The organism is Moraxella bovoculi, from assembly GCF_000988745.2.
Classification (GTDB): domain Bacteria; phylum Pseudomonadota; class Gammaproteobacteria; order Pseudomonadales; family Moraxellaceae; genus Moraxella; species Moraxella bovoculi.
Map to the genome: position 1 here is coordinate 794726 of NZ_CP011381.2, position 18188 is coordinate 812913.

The following is an 18188-nucleotide window of genomic DNA, read 5'->3' on the forward strand; positions in this document are numbered from 1 at the left end:
TTTCCAACCAACATATGACAAAACCCAAATTTCGTTAATTTAGGCTTGCTAGAGTCATTCGCTTGGATAAGGACGCAGCTTATCAGCATTTACCCAAGACTGCACCCATTCGTCAGGCGGCATGTTAATGTCGGACAGATTTAATGCGCTTAATACGGTTTTGGTGTCTATGGTCTTGCCCGTTTTGATGTTGGTGACGGCGGTGCGAAGCAGGGCGTGGCAGGTGCATTTACCCTTAACCCACATGGTCTGCTCAATATAGAACCAGCGTTCATCGACGGCGCACAGCCTGGTCTTCATGATGACGTCATCAAAGGCACGAATTCTCTTGCGATACTGGATGGTACTGCCTGCCACCACCAGCCCCCATCGGTTTTGGATGAGTTTTTTACCAAGCCCTGTACGAATGGCAAAATCTGTTCGACCTAAATCAAATAGAGTAAATATTCGCCCGTTATTCATCTCAAGAAAGTTATCGATGTCGTTTAAGCGTGCCTTGAAGTGATATTCACTGGTGTCGGTCAGATTCAGTGTGTCGCCTTGTTTGAAGTCGATTGAGCTTTTGACGATGGTTTTGGCAAGACGTAAAAAAGGATACATAGACAATTCCAAGTTCAAAAAGACAAACCAAAAGGCGATAATCTCGCCTTTTTTGGATTATGCTTTGTAAAAAGTTGCGTTTTTTAGATTTGGGCTGCGCTGACGGCTGTCGCTGCTTGGGCGTTTTTTGTTGCCGGTACGCTGTCTGCGCTTTTCTTCACGCTCATGGCGTTCGTGTTTTTGGCGACGAATTTCGCGAGATTTTAGTGGTTTTTTGTGAATGCGTGCTTGTTTTTCTTTGGCGGCGGTGTTTAGACCTGTACCTATGCGTGGGCGCAATCCGACTGTCTCGATTAGTTTGCCGATCTCTTTGGCATCAAGTTCAATGAATCGTCCTGTGCGCAGCTCTTTTGGTAAAATTACCGTGCCGTAACGAGTACGAATTAGGCGCGATACTTTAAGTTCTTGAGACTCAAACATACGGCGAACTTCACGCTTGCGACCTTCTTTGATCTTAACGTGATACCATTTATTGACGCCTGTGCCGCCGCCTTCTTTGATGTCATCGAACTTTGCCATACCGTCTTCTAGCTCGACGCCACGGGTCAAATTCTGAGAAATCTTGGGGGTAACTTCACCAAGCACACGCACGGCATACTCACGAGTTACTTCACTTGATGGGTGCATGAGGCGGTGCGCCAGCTCACCATCGTTGGTGAATAGTAATAGGCCTGATGAGTTGATATCTAGGCGCCCTACCATTACCCATCTGTCGCCGGTTAGCTTAGGCAGGCGGTCAAAAACAGTAGGACGACCCTCTGGATCTGAAGCTGATGAAATCTCGCCTTCAGGCTTGTAATAAGCGATGATACGGCGGCGTTTTTCGCGTTCTGCCTTGATGTGTACTAGGCGACCATCGACACGAATCTCATCCATCGCGCTGGCACGATCGCCAAGCTTGGCTATGCTACCGTTGATAGAAACACGTCCTGATTTGATGATCTCTTCGAGTCCACGGCGAGAGCCTAGACCCATGCGGGCAAGTAGTTTTTGAAGTTTTTCGCCTTCTGGGCGTGCATTATCGGTGGGGGTTTCGATGATGTCTGGCGTGTCGGTCATGATGGTGTCCTGTGGTTGGAAAATAACATTTCACAATGTTAAAAGATCAATGATAAGACTTTTGGGTTAAATTAGCAAGTAAAATCTGTATTGATGTGTAAGTACATCAATTAACAGGTGATTTAGCCATTTACTTTTAGACTCTGTAAGTCAGGCAATGGCGGCAATTCATCTAGGCTTGCCAATCCAAATGCATCCAAGAATGCTGGTGTGGTATGTAGCAGTGCTGGGCGACCGAGTGTGTCTTTATATCCTTTTTCCATGATCCAGCCCTTATCGAACAGCTGTCTTAGGATGTTACTTGATACGGTAACGCCACGCACCTGCTCGATGTCAGAGCGTGTGACGGGCTGCTTGTAGGCGATGACGCTCAAGGTCTCAAGTAGGGCTTGGCTTAGGCTTTCAAGACGCTCTGGAAAAATCTGCTGAATGAGCCGAGAATAACTGTCCTTGATCTGCAGGCGGTATCCGCTCGCGGTCTTGCCTAGGGTGAGTACGCTACCCGAGAGTCGCTCTTTTAGGATGATTAGCGCCATTTGGAGCTCATCACTACTCATAGATAGGTGTTTTTTTAGATCTTGATCGGTTAGGGGTGTTTCGCTTGCGTGTAGTAGCACCTCGATATAGCGACTTAGTGCTTCGGCGGTGGCGTGCGACTCGAGCAGCTCTTTATGGCTGTCTTGATTTGTTGATTTAACATCTAAAGTAAGTGGTGTTAGGGTGTTTTGCATGGGTTAATGTAGCCAGTATAGGGTTTGTTCGCCGATGGCATGACCGGTGTTGTCGATGCTTGGCAGGGTGTTTTTGGCGCGTTTTTCGGTGGTTTGAAGTGCGTAGTTGTCCGCACTTTCGTCATCGAAGTCATCGCTGTACTCACTAAGACCGACCAAGCCGCGCTTAATCAGCTCAAGCACCGCCACGAAGCTTACCACCACGCCAAGCTTGCCTTGGGTGGGTTCTAGCAGCTCTTTGAAAGTGGATGAGCCTTTTTCGCTGAGCATTCGGGTGATGTTGGCGATGCGCTCGGGCAGTGGCACGGGATCCACATTGACTGTGTGCATCTGATAATCAGGCTTAATCTGCATGGTGACGAGGCTGTTAACGAGAATCTGCGGAGAGTATTTTGGCAGTTCGGCGCGCATCGCCTCGATGCTGGGCAAGCTGGTAAATGCCAAAAACACATCTCTTTCTAGTCGTATCAACCTATCAAGACTTTGAGCAGCTTCTTTGATCTGAGCGTATTCTTCAAGTTTTCTGATGAGTCTTGCTTTGGGGTTTACCCCTTCATCATCAATCTCTGGCTGTGGTAATAACAGCTCACTCTTAATGGCGATGAGCGTGCCCGCCATCAACAGATAATCGCCCGCCAATTCAAAATATTCTTCATCCAAGTCTTTGATGTAGCTTAAGTATTGTTCCGTAATGGGTAAAATGGCGGTCTCAGTCAGATCGAAGTTGTTTTTCTTGACCAAATACAACAAAAAATCAAGCGGGCCGGCAAATTGCTCAAGCCAAATCGCAAAAGCCTGCGGGGGGATGTATAAGTCATCGGGCAGGCTCTCAACAGGCGTATCAAAGATGCGAATGGTCTTAGCATCTTGTACTTGGGCGGTATCCATCACGTTATTTAAGCTTGGCAAGGGGCTTGATGCCGATGGCGCGGCGTGTCTTATCCAGTTGCTTTTGGGCGACTCGACGAGCTTTGACAGCGCCCATTTGTAGGATTTCTTCAAGCTCTTTTGGGTTATTCATGAGTTCAAAATAACGCTGGCGCATCGGCGCGATCTCGTCATTAATTTTATTGAACAAGATTTCCTTAGCTTCACCCCAGCCGATGCCACGACGATAGTGGGCGGCTAACTCTTCGATCTCTTCTTTGGTGGCGAAGGCGCGATAAATCTCAAAGATGGTACATTCGTTACAATTCTTAGGTTCTTCGGGTGCTTGTGAATTGGTGACGATTTGAGAGATCGCTTTTTTTAGGGCTTTTTGTGGATCAACTTGCGGATTGCCATCGCCGAATAATGGAATGGTATTGCCATAAGATTTGCTCATTTTGCGCCCGTCTAGGCCGGTCAGTAGTGGTGTGTCTTCATCGATAACAGCATTGGGCTGGGTAAATAGCGGCTTGTATTTGAAATTAAAAGTGCCTGCGATGTCGCGCGCCATCTCGATGTGCTGAACTTGGTCTTTGCCAACAGGCACGTGGGTGGCGTTGAACATCAAGATGTCAGCCGCCATCAGCACAGGGTAACTAAATAGCCCCATCGTGATGCCAAAATCAGGATCGGTGTCTTCCTTGGTGGTGTTAATATCGACAGCCGCCTTATAAGCGTGCGCGCGATTCATCAGACCCTTGGCGCATGAGCAATTTAAAATCCAGGCAAGTTCTGGAATCTCGCTAATGTCCGATTGACGGTAAAATGTAACCGCCTGTGGATCAAGACCACAAGCCAGCCATGTCGCTGCGATGGCGCGTGTAGAGCGGTGAATCTCATCAGGGTCGAAACACTTGATGAGAGCGTGAAAATCTGCCAAAAAGAAAAAAGCATCTCCTTCGCCTTTGGCAATCGCTTCATTGGCAGCGGCAATCGCAGGGCGAATTGAGCCGACATAGTTGCCTAGATGGGGAATGCCCGTGGTGGTAATGCCTGTTAATACGCGCTTTGGGGTGGTTGGCTGAGTGCTGTCAGTCATGAGATTCCTTGTTATTTCTAATGAATAAAGCGAATAATTATAACAAAATTATGATTTATTTTGTCATCTTAAATGCATCATCTTGTGCCATTAACTTTGGGTTTTTAGGACGTCTAGGTCATCTTTACAGATTAGTTCGATGGCTTGACTGCAAAACTCAGGATCTAGCTTGCAGATGGCGTTTTGTAGTTCATCGATGCGTCTGTCTTGATTCTGAATGTGCGCTAGGAGTGCCGCGATGCTTGTGGCCACGGGGTCCTGAGTGTCGGGCTTAAGCCCGTAGGCGTTGAATAATTCATCCGCTGCCTGCGTCTGTTCTTGGCTGACCTTTGGTGCGTCTTTTTTGCTGTTCTTGTCGATCACGCGGGCAGCGGAGCCGACCATGGTGGCATTTTCTGGCACGGGCTTTACGACCACGGCGTTTGAGCCGATTTTGGCGTGATTACCCACGGTGAAGCCGCCTAGGATTTTGGCACCTGCGCCCACGACCACATGGTCGCCAAGCGTGGGGTGGCGTTTGGCGCCTTTTTCCCATGAGACACCGCCCAAGGTGACGCCATGATAGAGTGTCACATTATCGCCGATCTCAGCAGTCTCGCCGATGACCACACCCATGCCGTGATCGATGAATAGGCGCTTACCGATTTTGGCGGCAGGGTGAATCTCGATGCCTGTCGTGACGCGGCTGATGTGCGACAAGCTTCGTGCTAGGAATTTGTGGTCGTTCTCCCACAAGGTATGAGCGGCGCGGTGTAGGGTACGCGCGTGTATGCCGGGGTACGTGATGAATACTTCTGCCTTGGTGCGAGCGGCAGGGTCGCGATCTAATACGGCTTCTAAGTCATCATTGATGGCGTTTTTGAGATTTTTGATTCTTTGAATGAATGACACGAATGATCCTTAAAATAGTTATAAAACAATCAAGCTATTATCAAGACAACTTGGCTAATCTGGCTGGTTTTGGCTGATTTTAACATGAATTTTGGCAATTAATGCGCGCAGTAGGGCAAATTCTTTTTGATCAAGCTGCACCCGACTTGTGAGCCTTGATAAGCGCGTGGGCAGATGCTTTAAGTCCTGATCGTCTGCCAAGTCAAGCTTAATAAGCAAATCGATGAGACTGCTGTTAAGGTTTTGCTGCTGAGCGTGTGTGATGGCAGGTTCATCCCAGTCTTGGCGGATATTTAGGTTAAGCTGATGAGTTTGGGAGAGATTGTCTTCTGATTTTGATGCATGACTTGACAGTGCATCATAGATGAACGCACCAATCACCTGTATGGCGGCGGCGACATTAAGAACGGGATATTCAGGATTGGCGGGGATCTGGATGTGATAATCCGCCAGTGAAAGTTCATCGTTCGTTAGACCGCGATCTTCACGCCCGAATAATATGGCGATCTTTGGGATGGTCTGTTCGTTAGGATTGTTATGTGCCTGATGAAAATTCATCATTAGCTCTGCTGCCATCTTTGGGGTGATGACGGGGCGTGGCATATGACGAACGCGCGCGGATGCTGCAAATACCATGTGACAGTCTGACAAGGCTTCATTCAGGTCGTTGACGATGCGCGCAGAATCAAGCACAGAGGTCGCACCTGCAGCATTGGCAACACTAGTGTCGTCAATGGGTAGACGTGGATTCACGACAACCAGATCGGACAGTCCCATCGTGTGCATGGCACGAGCAGCCGAGCCGATGTTAGCGGGTAGGGTGGTGCCAATCATGATGATGCGAATGCTCGCCAGTTGAGAGATTAAATTCATAACTTATCTTAATAATACATTCTGTGATGGCAGTATCGCTCTTAGCTCATCAAGCACTTCATCACTGGGATATAAGCGGAATCGATCATTAACCGAGACGCGTGAGATGCTGCTTTCATCATACAAAAAAAGCGATACCGGCAGACAGCCATCTCTTAATACTGTAGGTGCTGTGGTCGTAAGGACATTGCCTTCTTCGTCATAAGCCACTGCATCTTCGATCTCCTCCTCATTGTCGTCAGTAGGCGATGGGATGAGATTGGCAGCAGGCGGTGTGTTTTCTTTTAGAAGTGGTATTAGTCTGCTTAGTGCTTCCATGTCATGAGCGTATAGTTTAATGTTTACCGCCGATAGGTGCTTTAATCGCGCTTGGGTTAGCGTCATGGCGTTCTGCATTCTGGCAAAAACACGACCATCATTCTCACGCACGCTTAGCGTGGCGATGATGATTGCACCATTTAGGTTGGAGATGTATTCCCAGTCGGTTTTATCTTCAATTTTGCGCAGGGTTTGGGCGTTGAGATCTTTTGGTTTAAAATTCTTATCGCTACTAAGATGAGCGTATTTATCCAGCAGTCGATCGCTAAGTGCGATGTTGGTCTCTAGGATGGGTTGTAGACGTGAGAATTTGTCGGTAAAGCAGCTAACTTCCACGCGCGCACTGCCATCATCAAGCGTGATGGCGACACGGTTGCCGAAGTTGGCGACATCGATAACCAGACCTGCCACACGGGCAAACTTATTATAACCAGTGTCCGACAGCTCGCTTAGGTGGCTAACATTGGTGTATTTTTTTAGTTCATCACGGTATTTATCCAGCGGATGACCTGTTAGGTATAAGCCTAACGTGTCTTTTTCGCCCTTTAGGCGGGTCTGATCACCCCAGACGATGTCGGGCAGTTCGGGCGCGACAGACAGACCGTCGTCCACTTCGCCAAATAAATCAAAAGTGCCAGCCAGCGCGTTTTGGCGGTTTTGCTCAGCGACTTGCATGGCAGCAGGCAGCTGTGCCCACAGTCCACCGCGGATATGATGACGCAGTTCTTGTTCGGCAAATTCTGGCTTAATCTGTATAGCCAAATCATCGAAACAGCCCGCGCAAATCAGCGCTTCTAAGGCGCGTTTGCCGACTTTTTTGATGTCAACACGATTACAAAAATCATAAAGGTCTTTGAATTTACTTTCTTTTCGTGCTTTGACGATGCTTGCCACCGCGTCCTCACCCACGCCTTTGATGGCACCAAGACCATAGATAATGGTTTTTTCGTCTTGTACGACAAAGTGCCAATCACTATGATTCACGCTCGGTGGGATGACAGACAGATCAAAGTTCTCTTTGCAATCAGAAATCAAGAACACGATGGTGTCAGTGTCATCCATCTCCGATGAAAGTACGGCCGCCATGAATTCGGCAGGGTAGTAGTACTTAAGATATGCGGTCTGATAAGCCAATACGCCATAGGCAGCAGAGTGCGATTTGTTAAAACCATAACCTGCAAATTTCTCTACCAGATCAAAAATCTGACCTGCCAAGTCGCCGGATATGCCTTGTCCGATCGCACCTTCTACGAAGATGCTGCGCTGCTTTGCCATCTCTTCAGGTTTCTTTTTACCCATGGCGCGTCGTAGCATATCAGCACCACCTAAGGTGTAGCCTGAGAGTACCTGAGCGATCTGCATGACTTGTTCTTGATAGACGATGACACCATAGGTCGCTTTTAAGGGTGGCTCTAGCCATTCATGCTGAAAATCAGGATGGGGATAGGCGGGTTCTTGGATGCCATGTTTACGATCGATGAAGTCTGTCACCATGCCTGATTCTAGCGGGCCTGGGCGATACAGGGCGCACATTGCGATGACGTCTTCGATGTTGGTGGGCTTGAGCTGCTTTAGGTATTTTTTCATGCCTGAGCTTTCAAGCTGGAACACGGCGGTGGTATTACCTGATTGTAGCACAGACTGATAGACGTCGCTGTCATCTAAGGGGAGCTTTTCAAGGTCAATGGGTTCTTGACCGAGCTTGGCGCGAGTGATGTTGATGTTATCAACCGCAGCTTGGATGACAGTAAGGTTTCGAAGTCCTAGAAAGTCAAATTTCACCAAGCCTACTGCCTCGACGTCGTCCTTATCGAACTGGCTGACAGGGTGTCCTTTGTCATCGCAGTACACCGCGCTAAAATCGCTGATTCGATTGGGTGCGATGAGTACGCCACCTGCGTGTTTACCGACGTTGCGCGTGATACCTTCTAGTTTTTTTGCCATCTCCCAGATTTCTGTGGCGGCTTGATGGTCGGGGTGTGTTGAACCTTCTTTTAGGAGTTCTTCGAGTAGCGGCTCTTCTGAACGTGCCTCATCAAGTGAGATGCCAGGTGTCTTTGGGATGAGTTTTGAGATTTTATCGGCAAGACCATATGATTTGCCCTGAACTCGTGCCACGTCGCGCACCACCGCACGCGCCGCCATGGTACCAAAGGTAATGATCTGTGAGACGGCCTGTCGCCCGTAGGTTCGCGCCACATAGTCGATCACGCGGTCGCGCCCTTCGATACAAAAGTCGATATCAAAGTCAGGCATCGACACACGCTCAGGATTCAAGAAACGCTCAAATAGTAAATCGTATTTGAGTGGATCAAGGTCGGTAATGTTTAGGCTATAAGCCACCAAAGAGCCAGCGCCCGAGCCACGTCCCGGACCGACAGGCACGCCATTGGCTTTTGCCCAGCGGATAAAGTCCATCACGATCAAAAAATACCCTGGAAAACCCATCTTAAGGATGATGCCAAGCTCATAATCCAATCGGTCTTTATATGATTGATAAATCGCATCCCAGTCATCTTCGCGCTTATCTTCAGGATACAGCTTGGCAAGTCGTTGGTGAAGACCATCTAGGCTGACCTTTTTAAAGAAACTCTCGATGGTGTCGCCTTCTGGAATGGGAAAGTCGGGCAGGACGTTAATACCTAGGGTAAGCGTGACGTTACAGCGACTGGCAAGTAGGTTGGTGTTTTCGATGACTTTCGGGATGTCTGAGAATAACTCTTCCATCTCTGCTTGGCTGCGAAAATACTGCGCTTCGGTGTAATCTCTAGGTCGGTTTGTATCTTCTAGAGTGTAGCCTGTTGCGATACACACGCGAGCTTCGTGCGCATCAAAGTCACTACTGGCGTTGTTTTCTTTGGCTTGTCCGACATCTTGTGGTACTGGATTGATAAATCGCACGTCATTATGAGCGATGATTGGAATGCCTGCCTTTGAGCCTTGAATGATCACTTCGCGGTTATAGGCGTTGTCCGATTCGTGTGTGCGCTTAATGCTAAGGTACAGGCGATCACCAAAAGCATCGTGCCAAGGCTTAACAGGTGTAGCGAACATCTCAGGATGATTGCCTTTTAATATGGCGGCAGTCTCTGAGCGATCGGTCAAAATGGCGATGATACCGTCGTTATTGGTAAATAAAGCTTCCTTGGTGATGATGGGCGTGTGCACCGTCACTGAGCCGTCCTGCATGGGTCGGTTGGTATAGGCATCGGACAATAGGCGCAGTAGGTTTTTGTAGCCGTCATTATTCATGGCATACAGTATCACCGAATGATTATTCTCTTCGGCGAGGCGATCAATGTCTTCACCGATCGTGGCTTCCACGCCGATGATAGGCTTAATGCCAGCTGCCGTGCAAACCTTATAGAACTTAACCGCAGCGAACATGTTGTTCACATCTGCCAAACCCAGTGCGGTCTGACCATCTTCACTGGCTTTTTTGACCAGTTCTTTGATGCGTACAATGGAATCAACGATGGCGAACTCACTGTGCACGCCCAAATGTACAAATGCCATTAATGTCTCTTTTTATTGGATGTCTTTATGAATAACTTGTTTAAAATGCTGTAAAAATGAGAGGGAATTATGGGGTGAATTATAGCATTGATTGGGTGGATTTTTAAGTGTTAATTTTAGATTGGGATGAGTGGATGGGCGGTGGATTTTTTATTAAAAATAACCAGGCTTGGCATGGATAATTAAAGCGATTCAAGGTACAATTTAATTTTTAGTTCAGCTTGGATTTGCCATGTTTCAGATTATCCAATCTAATGACACTGATGTCTTGGTTGATGAATTGATTAATTTTTACAAGAATCCGCATCAAAATCAGGCGGATTTTAGTGCGATGATCTTTACGCCGTTTGTGGTGATTGTGCCATCGATGGTGCTTGGGCATTGGCTTGAAAAACAAGTCGCTCTAAAGGCGGGTATCAGCACCATGATGACAGCTCAATTTTGGGGTCAGTATCAATGGAAGATGATTAAGCAGACGCTAGAGCTTGATGGTGCGATGGATCATAATGACGCCTTGGCGGTGCCTGAGGTAGCGATGCTGTCTGCCTCGGTCATGCGCTGGCGATTGTTTGGTTTTTTAAGTGCTAAAGCAAAACCTCAAGAATTATTAGAAATTCTAAATAATGATCAGCACGAATTGTATTTTCTTTTTAGACCATTGGCAGAGCAGAGCCAAGACCAATACGAGATACCAGACCATCGCTTGTGGCAGGCGTGTGATGAGTTATCTCGGCTGTATGTGCGTTATCTAGTACATCGCCCAGAGTGGCTGGATGCATGGGGGGATAATGAAAGCCTTGAGAATTTGGTCGAAGAAATGATCGCCGGCAAAGATCGATTTGGCGATGAATATGGTCAAAAAGAAGCCACACCTGATTGGCTGGTGGCGCATTATAAAAATCTAGAAAAGCTACTGCGCCATTTATGGTATGGGTTATTTAGACATGTCTATCAGATGCGCCAAAAGCTTGAGCATAGATTCTGGGATGTATTAGAAGGCAGGCGCAGCGGTGAATTGCGCCAAGCAGTGCTAAATAAGTTACCTAAAGATTTGTATTTATTTACCGTACAGCAGCTGCCACAGGTGGAGCTGTTATTCCTAAAAAGACTGTCGCTGGCAATCAACATTCGCCTGCTGCATTTTAACCCATCCAAGATGTTCTGGGCGGACATTGTTGATAAAAATTGGCTATTAACTCAGAACATCATCAATCCAAATGCTGTGTATAAAAAAGACTACGGGCATGGGTTATTATCTCGACTTGGTAAGGAATCGCGTGAGACTTTTGCCATGCTTGCTGATATGTCTGGCGGTGAATTTTATTATGAAGATGGCAATCAGCAGTTAAATCATGTAGATAATCTAAATAATAAAAGTGTACTACATCAGATTTATTGGCAGGATAAGTTCCAATCAAAAACCAGTGGCGAGAATGACAGTATCCTAAATCAATTAAAGCAAGACATCCTCATGCTTGGGGAGGATGAAGATGTCAAAGGCATGGCGATGGGGGAGGTGCTACAGATACTAAGCGACAAAAAACGCCCAAAATCAGTAGCGACTTTATCAGAGCTTAGCAAAACTGACAAAGAACTACTGCCAAGCTTAAGCGTTCATGCTTGCCATGGATTAAAAAGACAGCTTGAGATTGCTCGTACGATGATCGCCAAATATCTAAACGATCACCAAAAAAAACCATCTGATGTGGTGATATTACTGCCTGATGTGGAGGAAGCTCAGAACACCATTCGGGCGGTGTTCCCTGATGGTGTGGGTGTTGATGGGCTGTATTTGCCCATCAAAATCACAGGCACGACCGCGCGTGAAATCGATGAGCTGCTTCAGGCCATGCTTGGCTTTTATCGCTTGTGCGGTGTAAAACATGCGCGGTTTTATGCCGATGAATTTTATGAATGGCTCATGAATCCTGCAGTTTATGAGAACTTTGGATTAAGCTTTGATGAAGCGTATCGTGCAAGGTCGCTGCTCGAGGAAGCTGGCTTTCGCCGTGGCTTTGATGCATCTCATATCGGTCAGACATTGCATGACAGTGACACTGATTATCGATACACGTTTAGCTATGCCTTGGATCGCATTGTCATGGGATTTGTTGCACCAAATGAGCAGTTGCCAAGTGAGCTACTATATCCATTTGACTGGACGGATGGCGCTAGTGAAGCGACGTTGGCTCTGGGCGGGATTGTGCTTAATGATAAAAACATCGTTCAAGCGCTGTGCCGAATGCATGAGGCTTTGGCGTATTTTGGAGGGCAATATCAGCAGCGTGACAAAGTGCAGCATTGGCTAAATAGGATTGAGCATGAGCTGATTGATGATTATTTTTATGCCATTAAGCAAACCACGAAGATGCGTGCGATCTTTGAGGCGAAGAATGCCATGCTGGCAAGCCTAAGAGCGAACGCTCAGCACAGCAGTGATGATGATATTTATCTGACCTTAGAATTTGTATTAGAGAGTCTGTCAGAGGCAGTGGGGCTACAAGCTGTCGCTGCTGAGCCTGCAGATGTAATCACGGTGGCACGTTTTGGTTCGCTAAGAAGTGTACCGTTTGGGCTGACTGTCATGCTGGGCATGAATCTATCAGCATTCCCACGTCAAGACAGAAGCATGAGGCTGGATCTGATGCGCGCAGGGCTAAAGCGGCGCGGTGATCGCTCGAACGAAGACGATGATAATGGCGCGTTCTTGGATGCACTGCTATGTACCAAAGACACGTGTTTGATTTTTTACGATGGTATGAGTGCTGATGGTAGCACGGCACTGCTCCCGGCATCGCCTGTGACGGAGTTGCTTGAATTTTTAAAGTCGGGCATGGATTGGCAGCTGCCTGATTCAGCTGATGATTTGACCAGACGGGTTGGTGAGCGACTACCTGGCTTAATTGAGCATTATCTGCTGACTAGGCATGAGGCGATGAGCTTTGAGCGGTCGTTGTTCTATCGTGATGATGGCGTGATTGACGATGATGATCCTGTGTCTGCCTTAACGAGCGTCATTGATGACAAAAAGCGTGAACTGCAGTCATTCCTACCGCCTGCACCACTTTGGCAAAATGTGCGTCAGGTGCTTGACGATAGATTGCGCGATACAGAAGATAAGTCGTTTGTAACACTGCCGACTGATGATGAGCTGGCAAGGATTCAAGCGGTGTTTATCAAGGTGATGACTGGGTCGTCAGATGCTGATCAGTCGGTGGATGATCTACTGTCAGCTTACCACATCGAGCTACCAAGTTACCTTACCGTACAGACGATCAACAGCGCCATCAAATCACCTGCCAAATCTTATCTGCAAGGTAAACTTATGGTATTAACCGCATTGGAGGGGATGGATCGAGATGAGCCATTATCGATGGGTGGTCTGGAGGGTTGGCGGCTCAGCGATGCCATCGTTCAGACCTTGGCGACAGGGGTGTTCGATGGCAAGAACATCAATGAGATGGATGTAAAAGCGCTGTTTGACGTGGCAATGCCATCTGACTTGACACCCCAAAGACAGCAAAAGCTTACCCAGTTCAAGGCGCTTCGTCACGAGCCGCTACTGCCTGCAGGCGCAACCAAATACGCACGCCTAAAACAAGACATTGAGCTGGTAAGTGGTGTGGTTGATGAATTTTGGACTCAGCTGAATAATGCGAATGGTAGTCTAGTGGGGCAGTTGGAGGTGGATGGCGGTAGTAGTCTGAACTTTTCGGCATTCATCACATCCACCCAAGAGCAGGCGATCCCGCTACATATCGGCACGAAGCCGCTGAAGATCTTGGCTCAATTACCAGATTTCTCAAGCGATCATTGGCTTAATGTCTTGGTAAGTAGTACTTCATCGGATAAGCTGCTTGGGTTCTGGGTGCAGCATTTGTTATGGCAGATTCATCGCCAAACAACCGCTCAAGACGAACGTACCGATCTCGGTATGAGTATTTGGCATTATAAAAAAGGACGAAAGCTGATTAAGCCATTTTCTGAGGTCGCTACCATCGTGATGCGCCCGATTTGTGCCGATAAGGCGATGCGGTATTTAAAAAATCTGATACTATTCGCCGTATTGACTCGCGTGACGCCATTGGTGCTAACGGCAGATAACGCCTTAAAAATTCTATCTTTGGATGATACGCCGGTGGAGGATTTAAGTCTTGATGACTGCATTGGCAAGGATACAGATTATTCTAGTAAAGATCTGTATTGGGAGGCGCTGCTTCAAGGGCAGAACGTAGATCAAGCAATGAGACAGGCAGCGATATTGGCTAAGCCTTTATATGGTGATATTTTGGCATACATGACAACTTTAGAGAATCTAAATCGCCCACCAGCACAAGGAGATGCTCATGAGTGATATTCGTAGCACGCCTGCCACGGCCTGCACGCTATCAGGCGCTTATCTGATCGAGGCATCTGCAGGTACGGGCAAGACTTGGACGCTTTCGGGCATTATTTTACGCTTACTGGTTGAGAAAAAGTATGCACCAGAGCGGATCATTGCCACCACATTTACCCGCGCTGCCGCCGCTGAGATGCAGGAGCGAATTCAGGCGCGCTTGACGACTTTTTATCGCTATTTGACTTGGATGAAGTCCAAGCAGGCTACTCATGAGTCATGGTTTGACCGTAAGATACACACTTCAGATCGTCTTAATGAGATCATCACAACTGCCAAGCAGGCGGGCATTGATGAAGCGGATGATATTGTCAATCAGCATTTGATTGAGTTCTTGATTAACCATGAGGATGATTTTGCTTTTGATGAGGCGTTTCGTCGGGTGGGGCTATTGCTATCAATGCTCGATAAGCTCTTTGTGGGTACGCTCGACAGTCTGGCACAAAAATGGCTCAAAGAGTTCGCCGCTGAAATTGGTCATCAGGCAAAAGCAGAAATCCAATACGACAGCGATGACATCACGACCGCCATCATTCATGACAGCCTGCGTAAGAAGCACGCACAAATAATCACTCAAAACCCCAAGCTATACGCATTCATTGCGCCCAGTAATGTATTTAGTGACATTCATGGCACCAAAGCCACCATCAATCTTACCACACAGTTTTTTGATGCGCCGATTGACTCGATGCCCGATATTGATGATGCTTATGTGGAGAGTCTTGAGGCTGAACTGGATGAAATTTTAAGTTATGATTTGGACGAGATTCATCAATTCTTGGATGATGACTATCGAAAAAAAGTAGGGATTAATGGTCATGCCAACCTGCCCAAATCTTTGGATAAGTTGACCGAAATCCAAGCACTGATTCGTGAGCATGGCATTGGATTTGTCAATCATTTGGAACCATTGAAAAATTGGATTAAAAATATCGAGAAAATCAAAGACATAACAAATCTGACGAACAAAAATTACGATCACGATGCGGTGATGATGCTGTATGATTTTATCCAGCAAAAACTGATCAACATTCCGCCAATCATTGAGAAGATTCGTGATATTAGTGTTCAATATCGAGCTTATCTATATCGTCAAATCGCTGAGGATGTCCGACGGCTGAGCCCGTCATGGCTTGAGGGCATGGGTAAGACGACATTCACCTTGCAGATGAAGCGTTTGAATGATGCGCTGGCAAGCAGTAAGGACTTGGTGCGTCGCATTCGTCATCACTATCCTGTGGCACTCATCGACGAGTCGCAGGACGTGAATGGCGCTCAGGTAGCCCTGATTAAGCGGGTATATATCGACCCCTTGCAAGACGAATTACAAAATAACAAAACACCCAAGGGATTTTTGTTACTGGTGGGCGACCCTAAGCAGGCGATTTACCGTTTCCGTGGCGGTGATGTGAGCAACTATAACTACATAAAATACTTGGGAAATGCTCAACATCAACAAGACAAACAGCCTCAGATTATTAATAAAGACTTAACACTCACCGTAAATAGGCGCTCTAACAAAGCCCTGATTGATGCGTTAAATCAATGGTTCGTGAATGAGTCGTTTGATGGCTTGAACCCTGCCAAACTTGGTGAAGGCATCTATTATCAGCACATCGAAGCGCACAATCAAACCCAAAGACTGTCTTGGCAAAATAAATCAATGCAGGCAAGCTACCTAGATGAACAGCCATTAACAGTGTTGCACACGTCTTATCTAAATGGCGATGATGCTTGGCAAAAACATCAGGCGATCGCCCATCATATTAATAGCCTTCTACAAAATCCGCATTGCACGATGGATGATAATGGCAGGTCAAGACCCATCGTCCCCAGTGATATTGCTGTCTTGGCTAAGACCAAGGCTGAATTCTCAGCGGTTAAAGGTTATTTAGATAAACTAAACATTCCTGCCATTGCTATCAAAGATGAGAATGTCTTTGCCATGCCTGCCGCTAATGATTTATACGCCTTGTTGGCTGTGTGTCTGGATGCGGGCAATCTTGAGAAAGTAGGTCGGCTACTAAGCGGGTATTTGTTTGGATTGTCTCTTGACGACATTACGACTTTATTCACTGATGAGTCGGATCAAATGAGCCAAGATGGTGCAGAGCAGAAGATTCGATTGTTCGGTTATCTTGCCAAAATGCGCGAACAGTGGCAAAAGTACGGCATCGCCAGCGCGATTTGGTATGCACTATCGATTAACCCGCTAAATGACAAACGCAGTCTATCCGATGGCTTATGGCTAAATGCTGCCAAAGCCGGTGAGCGATATTTGGCAGACTTGTGGCAAGTGGTTGAATTAGTAGGTGAGCAGTCGCATCTGCACGAGACCGCGCTGTTAGAATGGTTCGATATTCAAATGAAAGAGGGTGCAAGTGAGTACAACAAAAGAAGGGTGCTGCCCAGCGAAGCAGGCGTGAATCTGATGACCATCCATGCATCAAAAGGGCTTGAATTTCCCATCGTATATGTGCTCGGACTTGAAAAGTCGGTGAAGGGCAATAATGCGTTATTTTACCCTTATAGCGATGATAAATATCAAAGACGCATCTCGCCCGTTCGCAATAGAGGTGATGTGGATTATGGGGCGCTTGATCTTACGGAGAGTGTCGATGAGGCTAAGCGCATAGGCTATGTCGCCCTAACACGTGCATCTGAGCAGGTGTATGTGGTGGCTTCGGACAGCTATTATGCAGATAATAGCACATCCTCCATGTTCATATGGTGTCAAGCTAGTAAGCAAAAAGCGCTGATGTTACCGGAGCGAATGCAAGGCAAGATGGGCTGGATTGAGCTTTTGGATTGCGAAGACTTAATCAAATCGCGCTATAATGCCAATGATAAGCCTCAATCTTGCATCAATTACGTGGATTGGCACGTCGCCATTCCCAAGCAGTCTTTTGAAGGCATACATCAGGCGAGCTTTACAAGGTTAATCAATCAGTTAGAGTCATCACAGGGGATGATGGATGATGACAAACAAGACGTTCATGACGAAATGGTGATCGATGACTCATCTGATGAGGTGGTTGAGCGTATTCAAAACACCTTTGTCCGTGGTGCGACAGCGGGTGAATTCTTGCATTTGGTATTACAAGAAGTGGGTACATCCATGCCCATCACTGACAGGTCGGGTCAGCTACTCGCCATCAGTCAGGAGATTGATCGTCAGGCGCGCAAATTAGGCTTGGCTGAGTATCTAAGCCATAAGCACCAATCTATGCCTTTAGAATCGGATAAAAACACGCCGCATCGTCAGCTGGTGCTTTGGCTGTATGAGGTGATTCATGCCAAATTTGGCGCATCGGGCACCAATCTAAAATCACTGCATAATGGCAATAGTGTGCGCGAGATGAAGTTTGTGCTTGGGTTAAAGCATGGCTTTGGCGTGGCTGACATTAATGCAGTTTTTGAAGAACACAGCGACCATGCGTTGGAATTAACCCCCGACCATAACGATCGCGTGTATCATTATCTTAAAGGTGAGATTGATTTATTATATGAGCATGAGGGTAGGTTCTTTGTGCTGGATTATAAGTCGAATTTTTTGGGTGATGATTGGCGTGATTATGATAGACAGTCGCTCATATCAGCGATGTATAAGGCGGGTTATTGGCTGCAAGCAGCGTTCTATCAGGTGGCGCTACATCGCCTATTAAAGATGAGAATCGCTGACTACGTGGGTAATGAATCGCGCTATCTTGGTGCGACAGAATATCTGTTCTTGCGTGGTATCTCATCTGACGATGAGCGCGGGGAGTGCGGGCGCATGATATGGCAGATACCGTTAAATCTAACTTTGGCATTAGATGAATTATTTGAATAGGATACA

Annotated in this window: 10 protein-coding genes; 2 read left to right on the plus strand and 8 right to left on the minus strand. The window is 47.0% G+C overall.

Going from position 1 to position 18188, the window contains the following annotated elements:
* Positions 1-54: 54 nt before the first annotated feature.
* From AAX10_RS03630 to dnaE, 8 genes are all read right to left on the minus strand, one after another.
* Complete coding sequence (locus tag AAX10_RS03630) at positions 55-600, minus strand: acyl-CoA thioesterase (protein WP_036362142.1); 546 nt, start codon at positions 598-600, stop codon at positions 55-57.
* Between the two features lie 57 nt (positions 601-657).
* Positions 658-1659, minus strand: coding sequence for a 23S rRNA pseudouridine(2605) synthase RluB (gene rluB / locus AAX10_RS03635; protein ID WP_046699858.1), 1002 nt, complete (start codon positions 1657-1659; stop codon positions 658-660).
* Positions 1660-1781: 122 nt separating this feature from the next.
* Positions 1782-2390, minus strand: coding sequence for an SMC-Scp complex subunit ScpB (scpB, locus tag AAX10_RS03640; protein WP_046699859.1), 609 nt, complete (start codon positions 2388-2390; stop codon positions 1782-1784).
* 3 nt (positions 2391-2393) lie between these two features.
* Positions 2394-3278 (minus strand): segregation and condensation protein A, encoded by an 885-nt coding sequence (locus tag AAX10_RS03645; RefSeq protein ID WP_046699860.1) that lies wholly within the window; start codon positions 3276-3278, stop codon positions 2394-2396.
* A gap of 4 nt (positions 3279-3282) precedes the next feature.
* On the minus strand, positions 3283-4356 hold the full coding sequence (trpS, locus tag AAX10_RS03650; protein WP_046699861.1) for a tryptophan--tRNA ligase: 1074 nt from the start codon (positions 4354-4356) through the stop codon (positions 3283-3285).
* A 90-nt stretch (positions 4357-4446) separates the two neighbouring features.
* Positions 4447-5247, minus strand: a complete 801-nt coding sequence (cysE, locus tag AAX10_RS03655; protein ID WP_149038849.1) for a serine O-acetyltransferase — start codon at positions 5245-5247, stop codon at positions 4447-4449.
* A gap of 54 nt (positions 5248-5301) precedes the next feature.
* Entirely contained in the window at positions 5302-6120 is an 819-nt protein-coding gene (locus AAX10_RS03660; protein ID WP_046698044.1) for an RNA methyltransferase, read from the minus strand.
* A 3-nt stretch (positions 6121-6123) separates the two neighbouring features.
* Entirely contained in the window at positions 6124-9954 is a 3831-nt protein-coding gene (gene dnaE / locus AAX10_RS03665) for a DNA polymerase III subunit alpha (protein WP_046699862.1), read from the minus strand.
* 232 nt (positions 9955-10186) lie between these two features.
* Between dnaE and AAX10_RS03670 the strand changes: the two genes are divergently transcribed.
* Positions 10187-14308 (plus strand): exodeoxyribonuclease V subunit gamma, encoded by a 4122-nt coding sequence (locus tag AAX10_RS03670; RefSeq protein ID WP_080947020.1) that lies wholly within the window; start codon positions 10187-10189, stop codon positions 14306-14308.
* Positions 14301-18182, plus strand: coding sequence for a UvrD-helicase domain-containing protein (locus AAX10_RS03675; protein ID WP_158580304.1), 3882 nt, complete (start codon positions 14301-14303; stop codon positions 18180-18182). The genes AAX10_RS03670 and AAX10_RS03675 overlap by 8 nt, the downstream gene beginning before the upstream one ends.
* Positions 18183-18188: the final 6 nt, after the last annotated feature.